Origin of the sequence: Streptomyces sp. (assembly GCF_035563135.1) — a bacterium.
Lineage (GTDB): Bacteria > Actinomycetota > Actinomycetes > Streptomycetales > Streptomycetaceae > Streptomyces.
The window spans coordinates 1-22,526 of the sequence record NZ_DATMVN010000627.1 but is presented as its reverse complement, the minus strand read 5'-3'; the positions used below and the strand labels follow the sequence as shown (position 1 = coordinate 22,526).

The following is a 22,526-nucleotide window of genomic DNA, read 5'->3' as shown; positions in this document are numbered from 1 at the left end:
GAAGCGGGTCCTTTCACAGTCACGGCAGGACAGTCATCAGTACGTACCGGACCCGCTGCGGGCCCGGACAGTGGAAGCGTGAGGGGCTGCGCAGCCGGAAACGCAGACAGTCACCCTCGCGCACGGTGTGCACGGTGCGGTCGACAGTGATCTCGACCGTGCCCTCCAGCACCCAGATGTGGTGCTCCACACCGGGTACGGGCGCGTCCTCGTACGGGACGACGGCCCCGGCGGTGAGTGTGCCTTCGATGACTTCGGCGCGCAGCCCGGGATGCGGCGGCGAGACGGAGCGGCGCACGAACCCGGAGCCCTCGTCCCGCCGCACCGGCTGCCGTGCGGCCAGAACCAGCTGGGGCGGCTCCGCCTCCACCTCCGTCAGCAGCCGTGACATCGTGCGCCCGTACACCGTGCACAGCTGTCCGAGCATCGCGGCGGTGGGACTCAGCTCGCCGCGCTCCAGCCGCGACAGGGTCGAGCGGCTCACGCCGGCGCGGCGGGAGAGCTCCTCCAGCGACCAGCCGTGTTCGGTGCGGAGCGCGCCCAGCCGGGCCGCCAGCCGGGCATCGAGGGAGTCCGGTACGCCCGGTTCTCTCATATCCGGGAGGTTATCTCACAAAGGAGACGTGGGCCGGGAAGGGCTCGGGTGCCGGTCGAGCCTGAGGGTGAGGACGTAGGAGACCACGACGGAGACGATCACGAGCGGCATGACGGTGACGCCCTCGGCTCCCAGCAGCACCGATGTCATCGGCAGCCTGAGCATCGCCACGCACATGGCCCCGATCCCCATCGCGAAAGCCGGCGTGTCGTCCAGGCCGGGCAGGCGCGACAGGGCCAGGCCGCCCGCCGCGCCCAGGAACATCGACGGAAAGACGGGGCCGGCCGGGCCGGCTCACCCCGCCCGGGTCCACACGGTGATACCACGATGCCCCGTCATGCCCTCCCCTCCGCGCGGGTGTCGTACCTGCCTGAGAGGATCCATACGTGGAATTCCCCGAGCCCCTCCCCGGACCCTTCCCGGAGCCGCAGCCGGAAGCAGGCGGCCGTGAGGGCCGCCGCCCGGTGCGGTGCGCCCTCTGCGGGCGGCCTCTCACCGGTGCGGCATCGCGCCGCAGCGGCCTCGGCCCCGCCTGCGACGCCAAGCTGCACCCGGCGGGCCCGGACATCCGGACCCGCCGTCACGAGGTGGAGCAGGACCAGCTGCCCGGCACCTGAGCCCCCGGAAGGCGCCTACGCACCGTCGAGCCGACGGAACAGCCCCTCCTGCACCACGGACACCAGCAGCTGCCCCTGGCGGTCGTAGATCCGCCCCCTGGCCAGCCCACGGCCCCCCGTGGCGATGGGCGACTCCTGGTCGTACAGGAACCACTCGTCCGCCCGGAACGGCCGGTGGAACCACATGGCGTGATCCAGCGAGGCCATGTCGAAGCCGCGCGGGCCCCACAGCGGCTCGACCGGGATCCGTACCGCGTCCAGCAGCGTCATGTCGCTGGCGTACGTCAGCGCGCAGGTGTGCACGAGCGGGTCGTCACCCAGCGGGCCGACCGCGCGCATCCACACCGCGCTGCGCGGATCGGCGTCCTTGATCTCCTCCTGCGTCCAGCGCAGCCGGTCGGCGTAACGGATGTCGAAGGGCTGGCGCCGCGCCATCCGCTCCAGCGCCTCCGGCAGGCCGCCCAGGTGCTCGCGCACCTCGTCGGCGACCGTCGGCAGCTCGTCCGGATCGGGAACGACACGGGCCGGGGGCAGCTGGTGCTCGAAGCCCGCCTCCTCCGGCCGGTGGAAGGACGCCGTCAGATTGAAGATGGTCCGGCCCTGCTGCACGGCCGTGACCCGGCGCGTGGTGAAGGACCGGCCGTCCCTCACCCGCTCCACGTCGTACACGATCGGCACGCCGGGGCGGCCGGGCCGCAGGAAGTAGGCGTGCAGCGAGTGCACCGGACGGTCCCCGTCCGTGGTGCGCCCGGCCGCGACCAGCGCCTGGCCCGCGACCTGCCCGCCGAAGACCCGTTGCAGGGACTCCTCGGGGCTGCGGCCACGGAAGATGTTGACCTCGATCCGCTCCAGGTCGAGCAGGTCGACCAGACTGTCGGCGGGGTTCGTCATGCGGTTCTTCTCCACTCTCCTGGCCGGCGCGCCGTCACAGCCGGCCCACGGCCGTGACCCGGACGACTGCCCGGCCCTCCTCGTCGGAGGCCGCGAGATCGACCTCCGCACGAATTCCCCAGTCGTGGTCCCCGGCCGGGTCGGCGAAGGCCTGCCACACCCGCCACAGCCCGTGTCCGGGGTCCTCGTCGATCTTCAGCAGCTTGGGGCCGCGCGCGTCCGGGCCCGTACCCAGGTCCTCGTGCTCGTCCCAGTAGTCGTCCATCGCCCCGCCCCAGGCGTCCTCGTCCCAGCCGGAGTCGGCGTCCAGCTCGCCCAGCTCGCGGACCCGGTCCAGAGCCGCGAGCTCCACCCGGCGGAACATGGCGTTGCGCACCAGCACCCGGAAGGCACGGGCGTTGGCCGTCACCGGCTTGACCTCGTCGGCCCGTTCCTGCGCCTGCTCGGCCGTCTCCACCTCGGGGTTGGCCAGCTGCTCCCACTCGTCCAGCAGGCTGGAGTCCACCTGACGCACCATCTCGCCGAGCCAGGCGATCAGGTCCTCCAGGTCCTCGGACTTCAGGTCGTCGGGGATGGTGTGCTCCAGGGCCTTGTACGCGCTCGCCAGATAGCGCAGCACGATGCCCTCGGTGCGGGCCAGCTCGTAGTTCGAGGTGAACTCCGTGAAGGTCATGGCCCGCTCGAACATGTCGCGGATCACCGACTTCGGCGACACCGGGTGGTCACCGACCCACGGGTGACTGGTGCGGTACACGTCATAGGCGTGCCAGAGCAGCTCGCTCAGCGGCTTGGGATACGTGACCTCCTGGAGCCGCTCCATCCGCTCCTCGTACTCGACACCGTCCGCCTTCATCTGCCCGACGGCCTCCCCCCGCGCCTTGTTCTGCTGGGCGGCCAGGATCTGCCGCGGGTCGTCGAGCGTCGACTCGACGACGGAGACCATGTCCAGCGCGTACGAAGGGGATTCGGCGTCCAGCAGATCGAACGCGGCCAGCGCGAACGTGGACAGCGGCTGGTTGAGCGCGAAGTCCTGCTGGAGGTCGACGGTGAGCCGTACGATCCTGCCCTCGGGGTCGGGCGTGTCGAGCTGCTCCACGACACCGCCGTCGAGCAGCGAGCGGTAGATCGCGATGGCCCGGCGGATGTGCCTCAGCTGCGCCCTGCGCGGCTCGTGGTTGTCCTCCAGCAGATGCCGCATCGCCTGGAAGGCGTTGCCCGGCCGGGCGATCACCGAGAGCAGCATGGTGTGCGTGACCCGGAAGCGGGAGGTCAGCGGCTCGGGTTCGGACTGGATCAGCTTGTCGAAGGTCGTCTCCGACCAGGCGACGAAACCCTCGGGGGCCTTCTTGCGGACCACCTTGCGCTTCTTCTTGGGGTCGTCGCCCGCCTTCTTGACGGCCTTCTCGTTCTCGATCACGTGCTCGGGGGCCTGCGCCACGACGAAGCCCGCCGTGTCGAAACCGGCCCGGCCGGCACGCCCCGCGATCTGGTGGAACTCACGGGCGCGCAGCGTCCGCACCCGGGTGCCGTCGTATTTGGTGAGAGCGGTGAACAGCACGGTGCGGATGGGGACGTTGACCCCGACGCCCAGCGTGTCCGTCCCGCAGATGACCTTCAGCAGGCCCGCCTGCGCGAGCTTCTCCACGAGGCGGCGGTACTTGGGGAGCATGCCCGCGTGGTGCACCCCGATCCCGTGGCGGACGTAGCGGGAGAGGTTCTGGCCGAACCTGGTGGTGAAGCGGAAGCTGCCGATCAGGTCGGCGATCTTCTCCTTCTCCTCCTTCGTGCACATGTTGATGCTCATCAGCGACTGCGCCCGCTCCACGGCGGCGGCCTGCGTGAAGTGCACGATGTAGACGGGGGACTGCCGGGTGTCCAGGAGCTCGGTGAGCGTCTCCGTGATGGGGGTCAGCCGGTACTCGTAGCTCAGCGGCACCGGGCGCGTCGCTGAACGCACCACGGACGTCGGGCGGCCGGTGCGCCGGGTCAGGTCCTTCTCGAACATCGAGACGTCGCCGAGCGTCGCCGACATCAGCACGAACTGCGCCTGCGGGAGTTCCAGGAGCGGGATCTGCCAGGCCCAGCCCCGGTCGGGCTCCGCGTAGAAGTGGAACTCGTCCATCACGACCTGGCCGATGTCGGCGTACCTGCCGTCACGCAGCGCGATCGAGGCGAGCACCTCGGCGGTGCAGCAGATGACCGGGGCGTCGGCGTTGACCGAGGCGTCGCCGGTCAGCATGCCGACGTTCTCCGTACCGAAGAGCTTGCACAGGTCGAAGAACTTCTCCGAGACCAGCGCCTTGATCGGCGCGGTGTAGAACGTGACCTTGTCCTGGGCCAGCGCGGTGAAGTGCGCGCCCGCCGCGACCAGGCTCTTCCCGGAGCCCGTGGGGGTGGAAAGAATCACGTTCGCCCCGGAGACCACCTCGATCAGCGCCTCCTCCTGAGCCGGATAGAGGGTGATGCCCTGCGATTCGGTCCATGACGAGAAGGCCTCGAAGAGGGCGTCCGGGTCGGCGGTCGGGGGCAGCTGATCGATAAGGGTCACGCCCCCATCTTGCCTGCCTCCTGCCCGGATGAGGGAACCGGAGGACCCGGCGAAGATCACGGACGATACGCTGCCCACTCAACTCGGCTGTCACACACACGCAATGGCGGCCCGGCCCGGACACCCGGCCGAATCACGAGGGGGGCGGGAAACAGCCATGATGGGACCGGCACACTCCCTGTCGGGGGCAGCGGCCTGGCTGGGGGTGGGCGCCGCGGCTGCGGCCGCGGGCCACGCGATGCCCTGGCCCGTCCTGGTGGTGGGCGCCCTGATCACCGCGGGTGCCGCGCTCGCCCCGGACCTGGACCACAAGTCGGCCACCATCTCGCGCGCCTTCGGCCCGGTGTCCAAGGGCGTCTGCGAGATCGTCGACAAACTCTCGTACGCGGTCTACAAGGCGACGAAGGGACCCGGCGACCCGCGCAGGACAGGCGGCCACCGCACCCTCACGCACACCTGGCTCTGGGCCGTGCTGACCGGAGGGGCCGCGTCGGTCGCGGCGATCACCGGTGGCCGGTGGGCGGTCCTGGCGATCCTCTTCGTCCACCTCGTCCTCGCGGTCGAGGGGCTCCTGTGGCGGGCGGCCAGGGTCTCCAGCGACGTCCTGGTATGGCTGCTCGGCGCGACCAGCGCCTGGATCCTGGCAGGAGTGCTGGACCAGCCCGGCAACGGTTCGGACTGGCTGTTCGGCGCGCCCGGCCAGGAGTACCTCTGGCTCGGGCTCCCGATCGTGCTCGGCGCGCTCGTCCACGACATCGGGGACGCCCTGACGGTCTCGGGCTGCCCGATCCTGTGGCCGATCCCGCTGGGCCGCAAGCGCTGGTACCCGATCGGGCCGCCGAAGGCCCTGCGCTTCCGGGCCGGCAGCTGGGTGGAGATCAAGGTGCTGATGCCGGCCTTCATGATCCTCGGCGGAATAGGCGGCGCGGCGGCGCTCGGCGTCATATGACGGCAGGGCGCTCCCGGGAGGGGGAGACCTGCCGCCGTAACGCCTTTCGCAGGGCGGTGGGCCCGCCGCCGTAGCACCATGGCGGCATGCTGCTCGCCCGACTCGCCCACGTGTCCCTGGAGGTCGCCGCGACGTCGGCCCGGACCCGGAAGACGGCCCTGCTGGCCGGACTCTTCCGGGAGGCGGGGCCGGACGACGTCCCGGTCGTCATCCCGTATCTCGCCGGCCGGCTCCCGCAGGGGCGGCTGGGGATCGGATGGAGCGCTCTGCGCGTCCCGGTGACGCCCGCCGAGGAGCCCACCCTCACCGTGGTGGAGACGGACGAGGAGCTGACGGCGATCGGCGCCCTCACCGGCCCGGGGTCCCAGGCCGCCCGCAAGGACCGCCTGACGCGGCTGCTCGGCGCCGCGACCGCGGACGAGCAGTACTTCCTGCGCGCGCTGCTCACCGGAGAGGTGCGTCAGGGAGCGCTGGACGCCCTCGCCGTCGACGCCCTGGCCGACGCCGCCGGAGCCCCGCGCGCCGAAGCACGCCGCGCCGTCATGCTCGCCGGATCGGTCGGGCCCGTCGCCCGTGCGCTGCTCGCCGAGGGCCCCGGGGCGCTCGCGTCCTTCCGGCTCACCCTCGGCCGGCCGGTCCAGCCCATGCTGGCGCACACCGCCCGCTCGGTGACCGAGGCGATCGACAGGCTGGGCCCCTGCGCCGTCGAGGAGAAGCTGGACGGGATCCGCGTACAGGTGCACCGTGACGGGGCGCGGGTGCACGCCTACACCCGCACGCTCGACGACATCACCGGCCGGCTGCCCGAACTCGCCGCGGCGGTGACCGGCTTCCGTGCCGAGAGGTTCGTCCTCGACGGCGAGGTGATCGCGCTCGGGGCCGACGGGAGGCCCCGGCCGTTCCAGGAGACCGCCGGCCGGGTGGGGTCCCGGCGCGATGTCGCCACCGCGGCGGACGCCGTCCCCCTGGTCCTCGTCTTCTTCGACGTGCTGTCCGTCGACGGACGCGACCTCCTCGACCTCCCCTTCGCCGACCGCCACCAGGAGCTGGCCGAGCTGGTCCCCGAAGCGATGCGCGTCCGGCGCGTCGTCGTGGAGGACCCCACGGACCGTGCGCAGCGTGAGGCTGCGGTGGCGTTCTCCGAGGCCACGCTGGCCCGCGGGCACGAGGGTGTCGTGGTCAAGGGCAGCACGGCGGCGTACAGCGCCGGCCGCCGGGGTGCTTCCTGGCTGAAGGTGAAACCCGTCCACACCCTCGACCTCGTGGTGCTGGCCGCCGAATGGGGCCACGGCAGACGCACCGGGAAGCTCTCCAACCTGCACCTGGGCGCACGCCGGGAGGACGGCACGTTCGTGATGCTGGGCAAGACCTTCAAGGGGCTCACGGACACCCTGCTCACCTGGCAGACCGGACGTCTCCGGGAGCTGGCCACCGCCGACGACGGACACGTGGTCACGGTGCGCCCGGAACTCGTCGTGGAGATCGCCTACGACGGACTCCAGAGCTCCACCCGCTACCCGGCGGGCGTCACGCTGCGCTTCGCCCGTGTCCTGCGCTACCGCGAGGACAAGCGGGCCCAGGAGGCGGACACGATCGACACGGTGCTCTCCCGCAGGACATGATTCCGGCCCCCGCCGACGTGGCGGAGGCCGGACGGGGCCGGAGCCGGCGGCTCAGCCGCGGGCGTCCATGCCCGCGGTGTGCGCGCGGATCTCCTCCGGGGTGAGGTAGGCGTCGGTGTACTCGAAATCGCGCAAGGTGGCCTGCTTGCGGGCCTGGAACCCCGTACGCACGAAGTCGGCACCGGCGATCGCGTTGAGCAGCCAGTTGGTCATCACCCGGGTCTTGGCGACGTTCGTCCGCAGCGCCGCCCAGTGGTAGCCGCGCGCCGCGGCCTGGGCGGGCAAACCCCTCAGCTCGATGCCCAGCGGCTTGGACACCGCGTCCCGGCCGCCGAGGTCCACGACCAGGCCGAGGTCCTTGTGGACGTACGGCTGCAGCGGACGGCCGCGCAGGGACGCGATGATGTTGTCCGCCAGCTTGCGGCCCTGGCGCATGGCGTGCTGAGCGGTGGGCGGGCAGATCGCCCCGTCGCCCTTGGCCAGATCCGGCACCGCCGCGGCGTCGCCGAGCGCGAACACACCGTCGGCACCGGGCAGCTTCATCTCCGGTGTCACGGCGAGCCGGCCGCGTACGGTCTCGGCGCCGAGGGTGGCGACGAGCGGACTCGCCGCGACTCCGGCCGTCCAGATCAGCGTGCGGCAGGGCAGGACCCGGCCGTCCGTGAGCGTCACCTTGTCCGGCCCCGCCTCGGCCACGGAGACACCGAGCGAGACCTCGATGCCGCGCCTGCGCAGGATCTCCAGGGCGCTGAGACCGAGCTTGTCGCCGAGCTCCGGCATGAGCTTGGGGGCGATGTCGATCAGATGCCACTTGATCAGCTTGGGGTCCAGCCTGGGGTAGTGCTTGACGGCGTTGCTGGTGAGCAGTTGCAGGCACGCGGCCGTCTCCGTCCCGGCGTAACCCCCGCCCACCACCACGAACTGCAGCCGGGACGCCCGCTCCTCCTCGTCCTGACTGGCGTCGGCCAGATCGAGCTGGGAGATGACGTGGTCCCGGATGTAAGCGGCCTCGGCCAAGGTCTTCATGCCCCGGGCGTTGTCGACGAGTCCCGGGATGTCGAAGGTCCGGGTGACGCTGCCGGCAGCCATCACGAGGTAGTCGTACGGCTCGTTCACGATCTCGTCCGTGATCTTGCGGACCACGCAGACCTTCGCCTTCGTATCCACTCCGATGGCCCCGCCCGGCACGATCCGCGTACGGTGGCGCCGGCTCCGGCGCAGGGAGATGGCGACCGACTGGGGAGTGAGCACCCCGGAGGCGACCTGGGGGAGCAACGGCAGGTAGAGCTGGTACGAGAACGGGGTGACGAGCGTGATGTCCGCCTCGCCGGGCGCGAGGCTGCGCTCCAGTCGGCGCACGCACTCGACCCCGGCAAAGCCGGCGCCGACAACGAGAATCCTGGGTCGTGCCACGGTGTGCGTCCCTTCTCGGGCTTACGCGGACATCGCTCGCCTGCCCCGTATCCGGGGCCAGTCACTCCTCATCCTCACCTTGTCGGCAGGACTTCGCCTCCCGTGCACCGCCGCCCGCATCACTCACGGGCGCCGCAGGTCCCCGGCCGTCCGGGGACCACGGGCCGCCGGCCCCTCCGCTCAGCCGTGCCAGGAACGCCACAGTGCCGCGTACGCGCCGTCCGCGGCCACCAGTTCGTCGTGGCTGCCCAGTTCGCTGATCCGGCCGTCCTCGACCACCGCGATCACATCCGCGTCGTGCGCCGTGTGCAGCCGGTGCGCGATCGCCACGACCGTACGGCCGTCCAGCACCCGTGCCAGCGAACGCTCCAGATGACGGGCGGCCCGCGGGTCGAGCAGCGAGGTCGCCTCGTCCAGCACCAGTGTGTGCGGATCCGCCAGGACGAGGCGTGCCAGGGCGATCTGCTGGGCCTGCGCCGGGGTGAGGGCCAGGCCGCCCGAGCCGACCTCCGTGTCCAGCCCTTCACCGAGGGCCTTCGCCCAGCCGTCCGCGTCCACCGCGGCGAGCGAAGCCCACAGCTCCGCGTCCTCGGCGTCCGTACGGGCGAGCAGGAGGTTGTCCCGGAGCGAGCCCACGAACACGTGGTGCTCCTGGTTGACGAGAGCCACATGGGCCCGTACCCGCTCCGCCGTCATCCGGGACAGCTCGGCACCTCCCAGCGAGACCGTCCCGAGCCGGGGAGCGTAGATCCCCGCCAGCAGTCTCCCCAGCGTCGACTTGCCCGCCCCGGACGGCCCCACCAGTGCCAGCCGCGTACCGGGGGCGACGTCCAGCGAGACCCCGTGCAGGACGTCGACGCCGGCACGGTAGCCGAAGCGCACGTCCTCGGCCCTCACCTCCCGGCCGTCAGGACCGACGCGGTCGTCGCCCGCGTCGGGTTCGATCTCACGTACGCCGACGAGCCTGGCCAGCGACACCTGGGCGACCTGCAACTCGTCGTACCAGCGCAGGATCAGGCCGATCGGGTCCACCATCATCTGCGCCAGGAGCGCCCCCGTCGTCAGCTGCCCGACGGTGAGCCAGTCCTCCATCACGAACCAGCCGCCGAGCAGCAGGACCGCGCCGAGGATCGTCACGTACGTGGTGTTGATGACCGGGAAGAGCACCGAGCGCAGGAACAGGGTGTACCGCTCCCACGCCGTCCACTCCTCGACCCGCCGGTCCGACAGCGCGATCCTGCGAGCCCCCAGCCGGTGGGACTCCACGGTCCGCCCCGCGTCCACGGTCTCCGCGAGCACGGCCGCGACCGCCGCGTATCCGGCTGCCTCCGAGCGGTACGCGGAGGGCGCCCGCCGGAAGTACCAGCGGCAGCCGATGACCAGCGCCGGGAGCGCGATGAGCACGGCCAGCGCCAGCGGCGGGGCGGTGACGGTCAGTGCGCCGAGCAGCAGCCCGGCCCAGACCACGCCGATCGCCAGCTGCGGCACGGCCTCACGCATCGCGTTGGCCAGCCGGTCGATGTCCGTGGTGATCCTGGACAGCAGATCCCCGGTGCCCGCCCGCTCCAGGACGCCGGGCGGCAGCCCGACCGACCGGACGAGGAAGTCCTCGCGCAGATCGGCGAGCATCTCCTCGCCGAGCATGGCCCCGCGCAGCCGCATCGTCCGGGTGAACACGGTCTGCACGACCAGCGCCAGCGCGAACACCGCGGCGGTGCGCTCCAGGTGAAGGTCGGTGACCCCCTCGGAGAGGTCCTCGACCAGTCCGCCCAGCAGATACGGGCCGGTGATCGATGCGATCACGGCGACCGCGTTGACCGTGACGAGCACCGCGAAGGGCTTGCGGTGACGCCGCAGCAGGGCGCTGACGTACGTCCGTACGGTCGTCGGCGTGCCGACCGGCAGGGTCGTCGCCGACTCCGGTGCGGCGGGGTCGAACTCCGGTGGTGCCAGGCCGATCATGCCTTCTCCTCGATTTCCTCGACCGCCCGGGCCGGCCGGGGGCCGTCGAACACGGGGATCCCGTCCGGTGCGGCGGCCGTCGCCGCGGCCTCGTCCTCGGTCTCACGGGTCACGACCGCCCGGTACCGCGGTTCGTCCCGCAGCAGTTGGCGATGCGTGCCCGCCGCCACGACCGTGCCCCCGTGGAGGAGCACGACCCGGTCCGCGAGGTCCAGGAGCAGCGGGGACGAGGCGAACGCCACTGTCGTACGGCCCCGGCGCAGCTTCTCGACACCGGCGGCGACCCCGGCCTCCGTGTGCGAGTCCACGGCGGACGTCGGCTCGTCGAGCACGAGCGTCTCCGGGTCGGTGACCAGGGAACGCGCCAGTGCGAGCCTTTGGCGCTGACCACCGGACAACGACCTGCCGCGCTCGGTGATCCGGGTGTTCATCGGGTCGCCGTCCTCGTCGACGGATGCCTGGGCCAGCGCGTCCAGCACGTCACCGCACCGGGCGGCGGCGAGCGCGTCCTCGGGTGTGACCCTGCCCGAGGACGGGACGTCCATCAGCTCCCGCAGCGTCCCGGAGAGCAGCACCGGGTCCTTGTCCTGCACCAGTACCGCGGTCCGTGCCGAGTCGAGCGGGACCTCGTCCAGCGGCACACCACCGAGCAGCACCGAGGGAAGCGGTCCGGAGGCCTCCTCCGGCTCGGCGTGGCCGCCGAGCCGTTCCGCCAGCCGTCCCGCTTCGTCCGGATCCCCGCAGACGACGGCGGTGAACAGGCCCTGGGGCGCCATCAGTCCGGTCGCCGGGTCGTACAGATCACCGCGGGGCGTGGCGGCACCGGCCGTCGGGGGACGCGTACCGCGTCGCAGCGACAGCACCCGGACCGCGCGCTGGGCGGACGGCCGGGAGAAGGAGTACGCCATGGCGATCTCCTCCACGTTGCGCAGAGGGAAGAGCATCAGGGTCGCCGCGCTGTACACGGTGACCAGCTGGCCGACGTCGATCCGGCCGTCCCGGGCCAGCACGGCGCCGTACCAGACCAGTGAGATCAGCAGAACTCCCGGCAGGAACACCTGGATCGCCGAGATGAGCGCCCACATCCGCGCACTGCGCACGGCGGCCCGGCGGACTTCCTGGGATGCGCGCCGGTAGCGGTCGAGGAACAGCTCCTCACCGCCGATGCCGCGCAGCACCCGCAGTCCGGCGACCGTGTCGGAGGCCAGCTCCGTGGCCCGGCCCGCCTTCTCGCGCTGCAGATCCGCCCGGCGGGTGGCCCGGGGGAGCAGCGGCAGGACGGCCAGTGCCAGGACCGGGGTGGCGACAGCGACCAGCACACCGAGCGAGGGCAGGTAGAGGACCAGCCCGGCACAGATCAGTACGAGAGCGGTCGCGGCGGCTACGAAGCGAGACAGCGCCTCGACGAACCAGCCGATCTTCTCGACGTCACCGGTGGAGACGGCGACCACTTCGCCGGCCGCCACCCTCCGGGTCAGTGCCGAGCCCAGCTCGGCCGTCCTGCGCGCCAGCAGCTGCTGGACCCGGGCCGCGGCGGTGATCCAGTTGGTGACCGCCGTCCGGTGAAGCATGGTGTCCCCCACGGCGATGAGGATGCCGAGGACGACGAGAAGGACGCCGGCCACCGCGAGGTCCCGGCCCGAGCTGTCGATGACGGCCTGCACCGCCAACCCGACGGCCAGCGGGAGGCCCGCGATCGCACAGTGGTGGAGCAGCCCCCAGGCAAGGGACTTGAGCTGGCCGGTGAGCTGACTTCGCCCGAGCCAGAACAGGAAGCGGGGGCCTGACCGTACATCGGGATCGCCGGGATCCGAATACGGAAGATCGCGAATCTGCATGACGTCCCAAGGATCGGAAGCGGAGATCCGTGACGGATCTCGTGGAACAGTGGGGACCAAACCGTGCAAGGTTCGCTTCCTGACCCCGTCCGGGGCAACCGATTATTCCCGCGCAGGCCCTCGGGCCCGGAGAACGGGCCGGGCCGGTCCGGGGGCGGCGTGCGCGCCGTACGCGGGCGCAGGGCCTCGGGCTTCGGCATGCCGGGAAACCCTCGACGGTGCGGTGGAGGCGCCGCTTGCCTCAGCAGCGGCGGCGCTCCGGCATTCCGTCGACCAGAGCGGTGAGCAGTCCGCCGAGCACCTCACGCTGTCCGGCGGTCAATGGAGCCAGGATCTCCTCCGCGGCGGCCTTCCGCGCGTCGCGCATCGAACGGAGCACCGCCCGGCCCTCCTCGGTGATCTCGATACGGACCACCCGGCGGTTGGCCGGATCGGGCGCGCGCCGCACCCGGCCGCTCGCCTCCAGACCGTCGACCAGAGTGGTCACCGCTCGTGGGACGACATCCAGACGCTCGGCGAGATCGGCCATCCGGGGCGGGCCCTCGTAATGCGCGGTCGTGCGCAGCAGGCGGAACTGGGCCGGGGTGATGCCGATCGGCTCCAGCTGCCGGCTCTGGATGCGCTGGAGACGGCGCGTGAGCCGCAGCAGCTGCTCGGCGAGCATGCCGTCGGAGTCGGGGGAGTCCATGAGGGAACAATATCAGGACTTCGTTCATTGTGAACAGAGGTAACAATGAGCTAGGCTCACCGAGGCCGGCTCGACCGTCAGCTTCCGGACCCTCGTACCGGCTGGTGGGAGCCCGAGCGGGCCCCGTCACACACCTTCGAAGGAGCCCATGAAACCCGACGTATCCACCTGGACACCTCCGGCAGCAGACGCCGGGCAGCCTCCCGCCGAGCTGCGCCGCATCTTCCGGCTCTTCCGCCCCTACCGCGGCAGACTCGCCGTGGTCGGACTGCTGGTCGGCGCCTCTTCGCTGGTGTCGGTCGCCTCCCCGTTCCTGCTCCGCGAGATCCTGGACACCGCGATCCCTCAGGGCCGCACGGGGCTGCTCGCGCTGCTCGCGCTCGGCATGATCCTGACCGCCGTGACGACCGGTGTCTTCGGCGTGCTCCAGACCCTGATCTCCACGACGGTCGGCCAGCGCGTCATGCACGACCTGCGCACCGCCGTCTACACCCAGCTGCAGCGGATGCCGCTCGCCTTCTTCACCCGGACACGCACGGGTGAGGTCCAGTCCCGCATCGCGAACGACATCGGCGGAATGCAGGCGACGGTCACCTCGACCGCGACCTCCCTGGTCTCCAACCTCACCTCGGTCATCGCCACGGTGGTCGCCATGCTCGCGCTGGACTGGCGGCTCACCGTCGTCTCGCTGCTCCTGCTGCCCGTCTTCGTCTGGATCAGCCGGCGCGTGGGCAGGGAGCGCAAGAAGATCACCACCCAGCGCCAGAAGCAGATGGCCGCGATGGCGGCCACGGTCACCGAATCGCTCTCGGTCAGCGGCATCCTGCTCGGCCGGACCATGGGCCGCTCGGAGTCCCTCACCAAGACCTTCTCCGAGGAGTCGGAACGCCTGGTCGACCTCGAAGTGCGCTCCAACATGGCGGGGCGCTGGAGGATGTCGACCATCGGGATCGTGATGGCAGCCATGCCCGCGGTCATCTACTGGGCAGCGGGCCTCACCCTCCAGTCGGGTGTCACCGCGGTCTCCATCGGCACCCTGGTCGCCTTCGTCTCGCTCCAGCAGGGCCTCTTCCGTCCGGCCGTCAGCCTGCTCTCCACCGGTGTGCAGATGCAGACGTCCCTCGCCCTGTTCGCGCGCATCTTCGAGTACCTCGATCTGAAGGTGGACATCACCGAGCCCGAGAAACCCGTCCGGTTGGAGAAGATCCGCGGCGAGATCGCTTTCGAGGACGTCACCTTCAGCTACGACCCGAAGAACGGGCCGACCCTGAGCGGCATCGATGTGACCGTGCCCGCCGGGAGCAGCCTGGCCGTCGTCGGTCCCACCGGGTCGGGCAAGTCCACGCTCAGCTACCTGGTACCGCGGCTGTACGACGTCACGGCGGGCAGGGTCACGATCGACGGGGTCGACGTGCGCGACCTGGACTTCGACACCCTCGCCCGGGCCGTCGGTGTGGTCTCCCAGGAGACCTACCTCTTCCACGCCTCGGTCGCCGACAACCTCCGCTTCGCCAAACCGGACGCCACCGACGAGGAGATCGAGGCCGCAGCCCGCACCGCGCAGATCCACGATCACATTGCCGGGCTGCCCGGCGGCTACGACACCCTCGTCGGCGAACGCGGGCACCGGTTCTCGGGCGGGGAGAAGCAGCGGCTGGCGATCGCCCGCACGATCCTCCGGGACCCGCCGGTGCTGATCCTCGACGAGGCGACCAGTGCTCTCGACACCCGTACGGAATACGCCGTGCAGCAAGCCATCGACGCCCTGTCGAAGGGGCGCACCACGCTCACCATCGCGCACCGGCTCTCCACCGTCCGGGACGCGGACCAGATCGTGGTCCTGGACAAGGGCCGTACGGCCGAACGCGGTACGCACGAAGAACTGCTGGCGAAGGACGGGCGCTACGCAGCTCTGATCCGCCGCGACAGCCGGCCCGCCCCGGCCGTCACCTGAGGTCCCGGCGCCACCTGTGCCTCCCTCAGTGGAAGCGCGCGGCGAGCAGCGCGATGTCGTCCGTCTTCCCCTTGCCGAAAGTGTCCAGCAGCACGTCGCAGAGATCCTCCACGTGCCGTGGGGCCCGGGACACGCTGTTGCCCAGTTCGTGCAGGCTGTCGTCGAGATCCTCGCCCGGCACCTCGATGAGCCCGTCGGTCAGGAGCAGCAGGGTGGAGTCCGCGGGCACGGCGTACCCGACGGCAGGCGGGTGGGGCAGATTCAGCCCCAGCAGGGACCCGTGCTCGGCCAGACAGCGCGTGGATCCGTCCGGGCGCAGCAGCACAGGAGGAATGTGGCCGGCATTCGCCACCTGGATCCGGCGTGCGCCCGGCTCCACCAGAACGAGGCAGACGGTCACGGTCATCGCGGGCCTGAGCCGCACCAGAAGCGCGTCCAGACGTTCCAGAAGCGAGCGCGGGTCGTGCCCCTCGATGGCATAGGCACGCAGCGCGTGGCGGACTTCCCCCATGATCATCGCTGCCTGGAGGGAGTGCCCCGCCACATCGCCGATGGCGAGCAGCAGGCCGGCCGGAGTCTCGAGCACTTCGTAGAAGTCGCCGCCGATCTCCGAATCGTCCGCCGCCGGCTGATAACGCACTGCCAGGTCCGTACCGGGCACTTCAGGAAGTCTGTCGGGCAGGAAGCTGCGCTGCAGAGTGAGGACGAGCGCATGTTCCTCGCTACGTGAACGCAGGGCTTCGAGGGCCAGCGCACAGGCCTGTGCCAGTTGGGAGAGCAGTTCGCGGTCGTCCACTCCGGAGAGTGCCTCGGCGTCGATCGCGAGAGCGACGGGCGGACGGCCCCGCTTCGTGCGGGCCAGAATCAGGGCGACCTCATCGGGAATGGCGCCGGCCCGGCTGCCGCCCTCGTCACCTACGAGCGCTCGCCAGTCCGCGCCGGACACAATCGCGGTATGGGTGCCCGTGCCATCGCCCAGGGCCTGGTCGGCCAGCCGGTCGAGCAGCCGCGGTTCCTCGGAGGAAACGGTGACGGCCGGTGCTGCGGTCCCAAGAGAGCGGCCGGCCTGTCCGCGGCCCTCGGCCGAGGCCAGGAACAGGGTGCGGTTGTCCGGACTGAGGGCGACCGCGATGGCCGGCGACTGCATCAGCGTGGCCGCGCCGACCGCAGCCGCTTCGGCGAACGTTTTCCCGTCCCTGGCGGCGTAGACGGCCAGGGTGCTGCTGTTCAGTGCGGCCACCCGCTCCGCGAGCCGCTCCGCCCGGCGCCTGGCCCGGGCGTAGCGCAGTGCCGCGGTGACCGTTGCCAGGAATTCGTCCGGGGCGATGGGATCGGTGAGATAGGCGTCGGCGCCACGGTGGAGGCCCTGGGTACGGTCACTGAGCGCGACGGCCGTGGCGGAAACATGGATGACCGGGAGGGAGGCGGTCCTCGGGTCGGCCTTGATCTGTTCGCACACTTCGAAGCCGCTCATGTCGGGCAGCTTGACGTCCACGACGGCCAGCTCCGGCAGCTCGGTGCCAGCAGCCGTGGCGAGCAGTGCCAAGCCGTCCGCACCGTCGACGGCTTCCACCACGGTATGACCGGCTCTGCGCAGCCAACTGCCGACGATGTAGCGCTTCGTCTCGTCGTCGTCGAGCACCAGGATCTTCCCGACAGCGCTGTCCTGACGCAGATGCGAGCTCATGGGGCGATGTCCTTCCTGCCCCCCGCGCCTTCCGTGTGGGGGATGAATTTCGAGAGCACGGCTTCGAGCTGCGAAAGCGTCAGCGTGGCCTTGCCGAGCACCGCCCGCGCGTGTGTCAGCCGGTCGTGGTCGAGACTCGCCCGCGGCGCCGATGTGAGAACGACGACGGGGACGTGCCGCAGGTCGGGATCCCCGGCGAACTCAGCGAGCACGGCGTACCCGTCGAGGTCGGGCATGTGCAGGTCGAGCAGAACGGCCTCCGGACGCTCCTGGCGCACGACCGAGCCCGCTCGACCGCCCTGGTCCACCTCGACCACCCGTCGCGCGAGCTGGTCCAGTACCGGCCGGATCGTCGCGCGAAAGGCGTCGTCGTCGTCGACGGTCACCAGCACGGTGGCGAGAGGTGGGCCCACCTCGCCGCCACACCCGGCAGCGGACACCTGACGGCCTGCGGGCAGTCGTACGGTGACCTGGGTACCGGACCCCGGGCTGCTGGTCAGGGTGAGGCTGCCTCCCAGCAGCTCCGTCAGCCGGCGAGCGTAGGGCAGCCCGAGCCCGGTGCCCGGCCGGCCTCGCTGGTGCGGGCCGCGCACCTGGTAGAACTCCTCGAAGATCTGCTGCTGTTCCTCGGCCGGAATGCCTATACCGGTATCCGTGACGGTGAAGAGCACCTGGTCCCCGTCGTCCGTGCTCTCGGTGGCGACGTCGAGGCTCACCGTCCCCGCCTCGGTGAACTTCAGCGCGTTCGACAGCAGGTTGCGCAGGATCCGGGTGAGCATCACGTCGTCGCTCACGAGGTCCAGATCCCGATCGGCGACGGTCAGCTCCACGTCCCGGCCGTGACCGTATCCGCGCAGAGTGTCTCGCAGCTGGCCGAGGACCAGACGCAGGTCGACGGGCGCCCAGCTCGGCTCCAGTCGCCCGGACTCGGCCTTCGCGACATCGAGCAGCTCATCGACGAGGGCGAGCAGTGTGGCCCCCGAGGCGGAGATCAGAGAGACCTGCCGGCGCTGTTCCTCGTTGAGCCGCTCCACGTCGAACTCGAGCAGCAGCCGTGCGAGGCCCACCACGGAATTGACCGGTGTGCGAAGTTCGTGACTGACATTGGCCCAGAACCTCGTCTTGGCTTCGCTGGCCTCGCGCAACTGGCGGGACTTCTCGTCCAGCTCGGCGTAGAGAGCGACGACCCCCCGGTTGGTCTCCTCGAGCTCCTCGGAGAGCTCCGAGTAGAGGGCCACCACGCCCCGGTTGGTCTCCTCCAGCTCCTCGTTCAGCCGGCGAAGTTCCTCCCGCTGAGCCCGGGACTCCTCCAGCGCGGCGATCAGGTCACTGGTCTGCGCCCGCGCGTCCTCCGACACACTGGCCCCCGAGTGAGCCATCAGGACCTCGCGCGCGTGCTGCAGGGATTCGGGTGTCTGCACATGCGCGCTGACCTGCTGTTCGATCACCAGGGAGCGCTGTGACGGCGAGTGGTGGATCTGTACGAGACGGGCCGCAGCCAGCATCGACTCCTTGCCAGGACCGCGGCCGTCCTTCCAGGACATCGCGACGCGCAGCGTCGGCTGTGGCCCCTGGACGAACCCGAAGACGACCGTCGGTGCGGAGGAGCCCAGCAGATCCCGGCCCAGCTCGCTCAACGCGGTGGCCAGCCGGATCTGGTCCTGGTGCTCCACCCCGAGTGCGTCAGCGACGGATTTTCCGCTGCGACGCAGGACGAAGATGTCCTGCTCCGTGCCCAAGGAGAGCGACACGAGAGGGACGGCGTCCGGCGCCGTCGGGCCGGTCACCATGCTCCCTTCGCCACCACGACACCGGCGTCGTCCCGCCGCACGCCGGCCTCACGCAGTAGCTGGGCCGCGGCCACCAGCGGGGAGTGATCGAGGAAACCGGGCAGCGCGGTCGTCCGCCAGCGTTCGGAGAGACCGTCGGAGTGCATGATCACGGCTGCCTCCGGAGGAAGATCCTGGCGTACCGTCCGCAGGGTCGGCATGTGATGACCCACGATGCCGGGCGCGGACAGGAGCGACCGGCGGGCGCCGGAGCCAGGGTCCACGACGAAGGTACTGACGTTGCCCACGCCGCAGAAGTACACGCTTCTCGTCCTCGGCTCGATGCGTACCACGGTGACGGCGCCGCCGCGTCCGCCGCGCAGCGCCGTGTGAATGGCGGTGAGAAGAGCTTCGGGCTGCTCCGCCGCCGAGTTGTGGAAGGCGGTCACCGCGGCCTGCGCCGCACGTCCGGCCAGGGGACCATGCCCCAGGCCGTCACAGAACATCACCAGGAGTGCTTCCTCGCCCCCGGCCGTCGATTCCATGGGACGGCCGGTGTCCTGCGGACGCAAGTCGGCACCGTTCGGCCGGAAACCCGTCAGCTGGGCCCAGCTGAGCGTGCCGGCCGAGGGCGCCTGGCGCTCCGGGACCGCCGTGCGCTGCACGTCCGAGCCGGTGCGGGGGGCCGGCTTGTCCCACGGCGCACCCACAGGACGCGCCGCCCAGGCGTCACCACACACATCCTCTCCGGCGATCGTCCTCGTCAGACCCTCGACCACGGGATCTCCGAGCCCGGAGGTGCGCCGCGCTGCCTCCTTCATCCAGAAACGAGCCGCCAGCACTGTGCCTCGGCCGGGGATCGAGTGCAGGTCGAAGGCGTCGGCGAGACGTGAGATGGCACCGAGACCGATGCCGAGGGTGCCCGCGGTGGAAGTGCCGTCGGTCAGTGACTTCGCGACGTCCGCCATCCCCGGCCCCGCGTCCGTCGTGACGAACTCGATTCCGGCGTCCTGCGACGTGCGGACGACGCGCAGCAGGAGCGCACCGTCGACGGCGTGTCTGCCCAGGTTCGTCGCGGCCTCGCTCACCGCCAGTGCCACTTCGGCGCAACGCTGTTCGTCGAAGCCGATCCGCCTGGCCAGCGACACCGCGGCGACACGGGCCGAGGCGGGGAACGATTGCTGATCGCGGAGCCAGACGACGTCCTCGGCGGTCACGGCCGCGGAACTCAGCGAGCCCATTTCGTCACCGCGATCTGGGTGCCACTGCCGACCTCGGTCTCCAGCGTGAAGTCGTCGACCAGACGACGTGCGCCACTGAGTCCCAGTCCGAGGCCGCCGCCGCTGGTCCACCCGTCGGTCATCGCCTGGTCCACATCGGGAATGCCGGGACCGGAGTCCTCGAAGACGGCGGTCACACCGGTCCGGCCGTCCCGCTGGACCAGGCCGAGACGCATGACGCCTCCGCCGCCGTAGACCAGAGTGTTACGTGCGAGCTCGCTCGCCGCGGTGACGAGCTTGGTCTGGTCGACCAGCGAGAGTTTGCAGCGCTGGGCCAGCCCGCGTACCAGCTGACGGGCCCGTACGACGTCGTCGTTCGAGTCGATCGTGATGACCTGGTGGTCGGTGTCGGGGACGGGCCGGAGCCCGCTCATCGCTGTGCCGGGCGGTCGATACCCGGCCGGGCCAGGAGGTTCAGCCCTTTCTCCAGCGTGAGGGCGGTGCGCACGCCACCCAGCGACAGGCCGAGTTCCACCAGCGTGATGGCCACGGCGGGCCTCATGCCGACGACGACGGTCTCGGCGTCGAGCATGCGTGAGATGGCCGCCGTGGTGGCCAGCATGCGGCCCACGAACGAGTCGACGATCTCCACGGCGGTGATGTCGATGACCACGCCCCTGGCGCCGGAGTCGACGATCCGGGAGGCCAGGTCCTCCTGGAGGTCCAGGACGATCTGGTCCTCCAGGTCGACCTGGATGGAGACCAGCAGGACGTCGCCGATCTTCAGGACCGGTACGCGCTCGGTCACGCCTGGCCGCCGTTGACCGGGAGATCCGCGCTGCTGTTGCGCAACGCGTGCTTGAGCGCGTCGGCGAGCGACGCCTTGGTGACGATGTCACCGAACTGGATGCCCAGCGCGACGATGGTCTGGGCGATCTGGGGACGGATGCCTGAGATGATGCACTCCGCGCCCATCAGCCGGGCGGCCACCACGGTCTTGAGCAGGTGCTGGGCGACCTCGGTGTCCACTGCGGGCACACCGGTGATGTCGATGATCGCCTGGTCCGCGTTGATGTCGACGAGGGCCTGGAGGAGTTTCTCCATCACCACCTGGGTGCGGGCCGAGTCGAGGGTGCCGACCAGGGGGACGGCCACCACGCCGTCCCACAGCTTCACGACGGGGGTGGAGAGCTCCATCAGCTGCTCGGCCTGAGCGCTGATGATCTCCTCGCGCGTCTTCGCGTAGACCTCGAGGGTGAAGAGCGCCAGGGCGTCCACCAGCTTGCTCAGCTGGAGGTAGGCGTGGATGTCCTGCGCCGGCGTGTCCGCGGTCGGCGCGAGGACGTCCTTGAGCGCCAGCACACTCGTCGCGGTTTCCGTCGGAGTGAATCCCTGACGGGCGCGACTACGGGAGAGCTCGGTGAGCAGCGCGCGCACCTCGCCGAAGGCCTCTCCCTGCCAGTCGAAGGCTCCCTCACGCAGCCCTGCCGACAGTCCTGTGTACAACTCGTGAAGCTCGCGGTCGAGCTCGGCCACAGAGATGCGCCCGCGCAGTGTGCGGGAGACAGCCTCCACCCAGGCCGAGGCGAGCGTCTCGTTCCTCGCCGTCAGCAGCTCGACGAGGCGGGTTGATATGGCTTGTTCTGCCACCGCTGGTGACTCCTCTGTTCCGTGCCGCAATGCCGTTCCGTGCAGCGTATGCCATGGCTCGCTGTTACCGATGTCGCGTGGTGGGGCGGCCGCCGCCCTCACTTCGGGTGGTGAAACTCCCTGGGAGGGCGCCTCCTGGTCCGCGGGCGGAGGAGGTGCGCCGTGACCGGTCACCGGCAGTAGCTGGGACCGGGTCCGCCCTCGTGTCCGGCCGACCGGACGCGGAATCCGAGAAGCTGTACGGCGAGCACGATGAGCGCGGTCCGCCACAGGGCCTCAAGTGCGAAGCCGGTGCCGAAGGACATGAGGACGAGCAGAAGAACCAGGACGACGCGAACCATGCCTACCCGCTGCCCCTCCATCTGTTCTTCATGCTGTGTTCTTCGCGTGAATCCGATATTCCCCTGTGCGCCGCCGCACCAGGTGCGGGACCGGATCCGCTCCGTGCCGTACGGCATGAGGGCCGCAGAACCGGGAGGGCCGGGAACCCGGCCGCACACGCGGGGCAGTTCGGGGCGGGACGGCTCCCCGGCTCACCGTTCCCGGTCAGACTCGAACAGGACCCAGCAGCCGTGTGACCGAACGAACAGCCGCCCGCCCCGCCCGGTTGGCGCCGATGGTGCTGGCGGACGGGCCGTAGCCGACGAGATGGACGCGCGCGTCCCGCACCGCCCGGGTGTCTTCGACGCGGATGCCGCCGCCCGGCTCGCGGAGCTTCAGCGGGGCCAGGTGGTCGACGGCGGGCCGGAAGCCGGTCGCCCACAGGATCACGTCGGCCTCGACCGCGCGGCCGTCGGGCCAGACCACCCCGGCCGGCGTGATCCGCCCGAACATGGGAAGCCGGTCGAGGACTCCCCGCGCGCGTGCGGCCCGGACGGCGTCGTCGAGCGGCAGCCCGGTCACGCTCACCACACTCTGCGGCGGGAGCCCGCGGCGTACGCGCTCCTCGACCATGGCTACAGCGGCCCGCCCCCGCTCCTCGTCGAACGGGCCCTCCCGGAACACCGGAGGGCGCCGCGTCACCCAGTACGTCTCCGCGGCCACTTCGGCGATCTCCATCAGGTGCTGGGTGCCCGACGCACCGCCGCCGACCACGACCACCCGCAGGCCGGCGAACTCCGCC

19 protein-coding genes and 1 pseudogene are annotated in these 22,526 nt (G+C 70.9%); 4 read left to right on the top strand and 16 right to left on the bottom strand.

Annotation, left to right across the window (positions count from 1 at the left end; all coding sequences use genetic code 11):
* Nucleotides 1-19 precede the first annotated feature (19 nt).
* Together VN520_RS27930 and VN520_RS27925 are read right to left on the bottom strand one after the other, a co-directional pair.
* Complete coding sequence (locus tag VN520_RS27930; RefSeq protein ID WP_325749729.1) at nt 20-595, bottom strand: XRE family transcriptional regulator; 576 nt, start codon at nt 593-595, stop codon at nt 20-22.
* A 15-nt stretch (nt 596-610) separates the two neighbouring features.
* Nucleotides 611-877, bottom strand: a pseudogene (locus VN520_RS27925) (chloride channel protein); the annotation flags it as partial.
* Between the two features lie 104 nt (nt 878-981).
* Here VN520_RS27925 and VN520_RS27920 point away from each other — a divergent pair.
* Nucleotides 982-1,212, top strand: coding sequence for a DUF6011 domain-containing protein (locus VN520_RS27920; RefSeq protein ID WP_325749728.1), 231 nt, complete (start codon nt 982-984; stop codon nt 1,210-1,212).
* 15 nt (nt 1,213-1,227) lie between these two features.
* Here the strand turns inward: VN520_RS27920 and VN520_RS27915 are convergent, their stop codons facing one another.
* Both VN520_RS27915 and VN520_RS27910 read right to left on the bottom strand, forming a co-directional pair.
* Nucleotides 1,228-2,103, bottom strand: a complete 876-nt coding sequence (locus VN520_RS27915) for an acyl-CoA thioesterase II (protein WP_325749727.1) — start codon at nt 2,101-2,103, stop codon at nt 1,228-1,230.
* 34 nt (nt 2,104-2,137) lie between these two features.
* Nucleotides 2,138-4,651 (bottom strand): DEAD/DEAH box helicase, encoded by a 2,514-nt coding sequence (locus tag VN520_RS27910; protein ID WP_325749726.1) that lies wholly within the window; start codon nt 4,649-4,651, stop codon nt 2,138-2,140.
* A gap of 157 nt (nt 4,652-4,808) precedes the next feature.
* Between VN520_RS27910 and VN520_RS27905 the strand changes: the two genes are divergently transcribed.
* Together VN520_RS27905 and VN520_RS27900 are read left to right on the top strand one after the other, a co-directional pair.
* Nucleotides 4,809-5,600, top strand: a complete 792-nt coding sequence (locus VN520_RS27905) for a metal-dependent hydrolase (RefSeq protein ID WP_325749725.1) — start codon at nt 4,809-4,811, stop codon at nt 5,598-5,600.
* 86 nt (nt 5,601-5,686) lie between these two features.
* Nucleotides 5,687-7,222 (top strand): ATP-dependent DNA ligase, encoded by a 1,536-nt coding sequence (locus VN520_RS27900; RefSeq protein ID WP_325749724.1) that lies wholly within the window; start codon nt 5,687-5,689, stop codon nt 7,220-7,222.
* 51 nt (nt 7,223-7,273) lie between these two features.
* On the opposite strand, the gene VN520_RS27895 is transcribed toward VN520_RS27900, so the two are convergent.
* The 4 genes from VN520_RS27895 to VN520_RS27880 all read right to left on the bottom strand — a co-directional run bounded on the left by VN520_RS27895 (nt 7,274) and on the right by VN520_RS27880 (nt 13,123).
* Nucleotides 7,274-8,635, bottom strand: coding sequence for an NAD(P)/FAD-dependent oxidoreductase (locus VN520_RS27895; protein ID WP_325749723.1), 1,362 nt, complete (start codon nt 8,633-8,635; stop codon nt 7,274-7,276).
* Between the two features lie 180 nt (nt 8,636-8,815).
* Nucleotides 8,816-10,597, bottom strand: coding sequence for an ABC transporter ATP-binding protein (locus VN520_RS27890; protein WP_325749722.1), 1,782 nt, complete (start codon nt 10,595-10,597; stop codon nt 8,816-8,818).
* Complete coding sequence (locus tag VN520_RS27885) at nt 10,594-12,435, bottom strand: ABC transporter ATP-binding protein (RefSeq protein ID WP_325749721.1); 1,842 nt, start codon at nt 12,433-12,435, stop codon at nt 10,594-10,596. The genes VN520_RS27890 and VN520_RS27885 overlap by 4 nt, the downstream gene beginning before the upstream one ends.
* Before the next feature lie 241 nt (nt 12,436-12,676).
* Nucleotides 12,677-13,123, bottom strand: a complete 447-nt coding sequence (locus VN520_RS27880; RefSeq protein WP_325749720.1) for a MarR family transcriptional regulator — start codon at nt 13,121-13,123, stop codon at nt 12,677-12,679.
* A 148-nt stretch (nt 13,124-13,271) separates the two neighbouring features.
* Here VN520_RS27880 and VN520_RS27875 point away from each other — a divergent pair, with 148 nt between their 5' ends.
* The gene (locus VN520_RS27875) at nt 13,272-15,077 is read left to right on the top strand and encodes an ABC transporter ATP-binding protein (protein ID WP_325749719.1); all 1,806 of its coding nucleotides are present in this window, start codon (nt 13,272-13,274) and stop codon (nt 15,075-15,077) included.
* A 25-nt stretch (nt 15,078-15,102) separates the two neighbouring features.
* Here the strand turns inward: VN520_RS27875 and VN520_RS27870 are convergent, their stop codons facing one another.
* From VN520_RS27870 to VN520_RS27835, 8 genes are all read right to left on the bottom strand, one after another.
* Nucleotides 15,103-16,764, bottom strand: coding sequence for a fused response regulator/phosphatase (locus VN520_RS27870; protein WP_325749718.1), 1,662 nt, complete (start codon nt 16,762-16,764; stop codon nt 15,103-15,105).
* Nucleotides 16,761-18,551, bottom strand: coding sequence for an ATP-binding protein (locus VN520_RS27865; RefSeq protein ID WP_414719970.1), 1,791 nt, complete (start codon nt 18,549-18,551; stop codon nt 16,761-16,763). The genes VN520_RS27870 and VN520_RS27865 overlap by 4 nt, the downstream gene beginning before the upstream one ends.
* Nucleotides 18,548-19,774 carry an ATP-binding SpoIIE family protein phosphatase gene (locus VN520_RS27860; protein WP_325749716.1) on the bottom strand — a complete coding sequence of 409 codons (1,227 nt, stop codon included), beginning with the start codon at nt 19,772-19,774 and terminating at the stop codon, nt 18,548-18,550. Before VN520_RS27860 ends, VN520_RS27865 begins: the two co-directional genes overlap by 4 nt.
* The gene (locus VN520_RS27855; RefSeq protein ID WP_325749715.1) at nt 19,762-20,187 is read right to left on the bottom strand and encodes an anti-sigma regulatory factor; all 426 of its coding nucleotides are present in this window, start codon (nt 20,185-20,187) and stop codon (nt 19,762-19,764) included. The genes VN520_RS27860 and VN520_RS27855 overlap by 13 nt, the downstream gene beginning before the upstream one ends.
* On the bottom strand, nt 20,184-20,561 hold the full coding sequence (locus VN520_RS27850) for an STAS domain-containing protein (protein ID WP_325749714.1): 378 nt from the start codon (nt 20,559-20,561) through the stop codon (nt 20,184-20,186). Before VN520_RS27850 ends, VN520_RS27855 begins: the two co-directional genes overlap by 4 nt.
* Nucleotides 20,558-21,403, bottom strand: coding sequence for an STAS domain-containing protein (locus VN520_RS27845; RefSeq protein ID WP_325749713.1), 846 nt, complete (start codon nt 21,401-21,403; stop codon nt 20,558-20,560). The genes VN520_RS27850 and VN520_RS27845 overlap by 4 nt, the downstream gene beginning before the upstream one ends.
* 170 nt (nt 21,404-21,573) lie before the next feature.
* Nucleotides 21,574-21,744, bottom strand: coding sequence for a hydrophobic protein (locus VN520_RS27840; protein ID WP_325749712.1), 171 nt, complete (start codon nt 21,742-21,744; stop codon nt 21,574-21,576).
* Between the two features lie 205 nt (nt 21,745-21,949).
* Nucleotides 21,950-22,526 (bottom strand): FAD-dependent oxidoreductase (locus VN520_RS27835; RefSeq protein WP_325749711.1); only part of this gene is annotated, 577 nt, incomplete at its 5' end.

Bases quoted from the DNA above. Each gene is read 5' to 3' on its own strand.
- VN520_RS27930 (WP_325749729.1), bottom strand. From the start codon at position 595: ATGAGAGAACCGGGCGTACCGGACTCCCTCGATGCCCGGCTGGCGGCC.
- VN520_RS27915 (WP_325749727.1), bottom strand. From the start codon at position 2,103: ATGACGAACCCCGCCGACAGTCTGGTCGACCTGCTCGACCTGGAGCGG.
- VN520_RS27905 (WP_325749725.1), top strand. From the start codon at position 4,809: ATGATGGGACCGGCACACTCCCTGTCGGGGGCAGCGGCCTGGCTGGGG.
- VN520_RS27900 (WP_325749724.1), top strand. From the start codon at position 5,687: ATGCTGCTCGCCCGACTCGCCCACGTGTCCCTGGAGGTCGCCGCGACG.
- VN520_RS27890 (WP_325749722.1), bottom strand. From the start codon at position 10,597: ATGATCGGCCTGGCACCACCGGAGTTCGACCCCGCCGCACCGGAGTCG.
- VN520_RS27885 (WP_325749721.1), bottom strand. From the start codon at position 12,435: ATGCAGATTCGCGATCTTCCGTATTCGGATCCCGGCGATCCCGATGTA.
- VN520_RS27880 (WP_325749720.1), bottom strand. From the start codon at position 13,123: ATGGACTCCCCCGACTCCGACGGCATGCTCGCCGAGCAGCTGCTGCGG.
- VN520_RS27875 (WP_325749719.1), top strand. From the start codon at position 13,272: ATGAAACCCGACGTATCCACCTGGACACCTCCGGCAGCAGACGCCGGG.
- VN520_RS27870 (WP_325749718.1), bottom strand. From the start codon at position 16,764: ATGAGCTCGCATCTGCGTCAGGACAGCGCTGTCGGGAAGATCCTGGTG.
- VN520_RS27860 (WP_325749716.1), bottom strand. From the start codon at position 19,774: ATGGGCTCGCTGAGTTCCGCGGCCGTGACCGCCGAGGACGTCGTCTGG.
- VN520_RS27855 (WP_325749715.1), bottom strand. From the start codon at position 20,187: ATGAGCGGGCTCCGGCCCGTCCCCGACACCGACCACCAGGTCATCACG.
- VN520_RS27840 (WP_325749712.1), bottom strand. From the start codon at position 21,744: ATGGTTCGCGTCGTCCTGGTTCTTCTGCTCGTCCTCATGTCCTTCGGC.